This window comes from uncultured Methylobacterium sp., from assembly GCF_964244095.1.
GTDB lineage: Bacteria > Pseudomonadota > Alphaproteobacteria > Rhizobiales > Beijerinckiaceae > Methylobacterium.
The window spans coordinates 1-2,875 of sequence record NZ_CAXTHR010000263.1 but is presented as its reverse complement, the minus strand read 5'-3'; the positions used below and the strand labels follow the sequence as shown (position 1 = coordinate 2,875).

The 2,875-nt window shown below is 74.2% G+C and carries 3 protein-coding genes and 1 pseudogene; 2 read left to right on the top strand and 2 right to left on the bottom strand.

What is annotated here, in order from left to right:
* On the bottom strand, window positions 1–465 hold a 465-nt coding region (locus ACFE86_RS22240; protein ID WP_375457482.1), incomplete at its 3' end, for an SDR family NAD(P)-dependent oxidoreductase.
* Window positions 466–667: 202 nt separating this feature from the next.
* Between ACFE86_RS22240 and ACFE86_RS22235 the strand changes: the two genes are divergently transcribed.
* Complete coding sequence (locus ACFE86_RS22235) at window positions 668–1,834, top strand: endo-1,4-beta-xylanase (protein ID WP_375457481.1); 1,167 nt, start codon at window positions 668–670, stop codon at window positions 1,832–1,834.
* Between the two features lie 133 nt (window positions 1,835–1,967).
* On the opposite strand, the gene ACFE86_RS22230 is transcribed toward ACFE86_RS22235, so the two are convergent.
* Complete coding sequence (locus ACFE86_RS22230) at window positions 1,968–2,450, bottom strand: RNA polymerase subunit sigma-70 (protein WP_375457480.1); 483 nt, start codon at window positions 2,448–2,450, stop codon at window positions 1,968–1,970.
* Between the two features lie 219 nt (window positions 2,451–2,669).
* Here ACFE86_RS22230 and ACFE86_RS22225 point away from each other — a divergent pair.
* A pseudogene (locus ACFE86_RS22225) lies at window positions 2,670–2,875 on the top strand (3-deoxy-D-manno-oct-2-ulosonic acid (Kdo) hydroxylase); the annotation flags it as partial.

Below are 2,875 nucleotides of genomic sequence, written 5' to 3'. Positions count from 1 at the left end.
GTTGCCCGGCGGCGTGGTGATGCCCTGCTTCGAGCCGGTGACGACGACGGCGCCGGCCTTCCCGCCCGCGATCATCCCCGGCGCGAAGGCCTGGATGCCGTTGATCACGCCCCAGAGGTTGGTGTCGAGGATGCGCCGCCACGTCTCGGCCTCCGAGAACAGCGTGCCGCCGGCCTCGATGCCGGCGTTCAGCATCACCACGGCCGGCGGCCCGGTCCGCTCCACCGCATCGCGCAGCGCATCCACGGCCTCGCGCCGCCCGACATCGACGGCCACCGCCCGCACCTCGACGGCCGCGAGCGCGGCGACCGCGGCGCGGGCGGCATCCAACGCGTCGCCGGGCAGGTCCGCGAGCCAGACGTTCATCCCGGCGCCGGCGAAGGCCTTCGCCGCGGCCAGGCCGATGCCGCTCGCCGCGCCCGTGACGACGGCCGCGCGGCCGGGCTCGATCGCAGGATGTGTCATGGTCGCGTCCCGTCCCGCCCGCAGCGTCCGTTCCCGGCAAGAGGTTGGGGCGCGGCCGGGGATTGTCGAGGGCCCGGGAATTATGGCGGGGATGGCTGCCGACGGATCGGCAGGGGCCGGCTACCGGCCGCAGCGCGGACGTGTGATCCTCCGGAGGATCGCGGTCCTGTTCACGAGGTCTCGTCATGCGCGCAGCCGATCCATGATCGACCGTCCCACCCGCCGCGCCGTGCTCGCGGGCGCCGCCTGCGGCCTCGCTTCGCACGGGATCGCCGCGCCCGGGCAGCCGTTCGGGCCGGCGGGGCGCCCGTCGTGGTCGGGCGACGGCCTCCAGGCCGCGGCCGCGCGCACCGGCCTGACCTTCGGCACCGAGGTGCCCGGCTTCCGCTTCGCGCGCGACCCCGCCTACCGGCAGGCGGTGGCGCGGGAGGCCGGCCTCCTCGTCTGCGGCACCGAGATGAAGATGGAGGTGGTGCTGGCCGAACCCGGCCGGACCGATTTTTCGCAAGGCGACGCGCTGGTGCGGTTCGCCCGCGGCAACGGCCAGCGCCTGCGCGGGCACACGCTGGTCTGGCACGAGGCGCTGCCGCCCTGGGTCCCGCCGCTCCTCGCCCGCGCGACGCCGGCCCAGGCGGAAGACTTCCTGCGGCGCTGGATCGAGACGGTGGCGGGGCGTTATCGCGGCCAGATCGCGTCCTGGGACGTGGTCAACGAGGTGCTGGCGCAGGACGGCACCCGGCCGGACGGCCTGCGCGAGAGCCCGTGGCTGGCAGCCCTCGGCCCCGGCTACGTCGACCTCGCCTTCCGCATCCTGCACCAGACCGACCCGATGGCGGCCCCGTGCTGGAACGAGGACGCGGTCGAGCAGGGCGTGCCGTGGATGGAGGCGCGGCGCACCCGCGTGCTCAAGCGGCTCGAGGGCATGCTCGCCCGCGGCGTGCCGATCCGCCGCTTCGGCCTGCAATCGCACCTCACCAGCACGCTGCCGATCGACCAGGGCCAGTTGCGCCGCTTCCTCGCCGAGATCGGCGGGATGGGGCTCGGCATCGAGATCACCGAGTTCGACATCGACGACCGGGCGTTTCCCGCCGACATCGCGGTCCGCGACCGGATGGTGGCCGACTTCGCCCGCCGCTACCTCGACGTGGCGGTGGCCGAGCCCGCCCTGCTCAACGTCGTCTCCTGGGACATCTACGATCCCGACACGTGGCTGAACGACCACCCCTACCGCAAGCGCCCCGACGGCCTGGCCCAGCGGGCGCTGCCGCTCGACGCGCAGTTCCGGCGCAAGCCGCTGTGGCACACGATGAAGGCGGTCTTTTCCGAAGCGCCGGACCATGCCGCGAGGCGTGCGAAGCTGCGAGGCTAGAGCGCCGGAAACGCGGCGCGGCTCCCTCTGCCAGGGAGAGGGCACCCGCGCTTCGTCCGCTCAGGGCGCGGCAGATGTTGGGGCTGCAGGCGCGGGCCGCTCCTCGAAACCCCGACAGCGCCGGGGTCTCCGCTCAGAGGTCCCCGAACGCCAACTGGCCCTGGTTGCGGCGCGGGGCCGGTGCTGACTTCGGCTTGGCCGCGCCGTCCTTGCCGCCCCGGCCCGCGCCGCCCTTGCCGAGCGTCCGCTTGGCCGCGGACGGCGCCTTCCGCGCGGCCGGCTCGCCGCGCAGCCGCGCCAGCGCCTTGTCGCGGGCCACCGCCTCCGGCGCGTGCGCGTCGCCGTCGAGCCACTTGCCGTGCTTGATCACCTCGTTGACCCGGCCCTGGTTGACCCCGACCTTGAAGGCGATCTCCTGCTGCGTCATTCCCGTGGAGGCGTGCAGGTCGAGGATCGCGTGGGCGAGTTCCGGCGTCATCTTCCGGCCGGTGAGGCGCCGGGCCGGCTTCGTGGAGCGGTTGGCGCGGTCGCGCTCGCGCAGGCGCTCCAGCAGGGCCAGCGCCATCTGCATGCCGTGCTCGCGCAGCGACGCCTCGAATTCCTTCAGCGTCGCCATCGGCGAGGGTCCCCGTGGGCCGGGCGCGACGCCCGGAACAGGAAAGGAACGTGCAGTCTCCGCATCCGTTGCGCAAGGCTCCGCGCCGCGGGCCGCGCCGGGATGACGGGACACGCCCGCCGTCATCCACCGGAAATCCGGCCCGGCTGGCCCTCGGCGCGCGGCTCGGCTAAACCCCGCGCCGACGCGGCACGGCCAACGGCAGGACATCCGACCCGCATGATCAGCCCGATCCTCACCGTCCCCTCGTCGGGAACGAGCGGTCCTTCGTCGGGGCCGGGCGCTCGGCCCTCCCTCGCCGAGGCGCTGGAGGGCGGGGCGGTGCTGATGTTCCCCGACCTCGACTTCCCGTTCGACGACTTCGAGCGGCGCTTCACCGAGCGGCCCTTCGCCGACGGCAAGGCCAAGAACGTCAGCATCCGCGG

Coding starts and splice junctions, on each gene's coding strand:
- ACFE86_RS22235 (WP_375457481.1), top strand. CDS start 668: ATGATCGACCGTCCCACCCGCCGCGCCGTGCTCGCGGGCGCCGCCTGC.
- ACFE86_RS22230 (WP_375457480.1), bottom strand. CDS start 2,450: ATGGCGACGCTGAAGGAATTCGAGGCGTCGCTGCGCGAGCACGGCATG.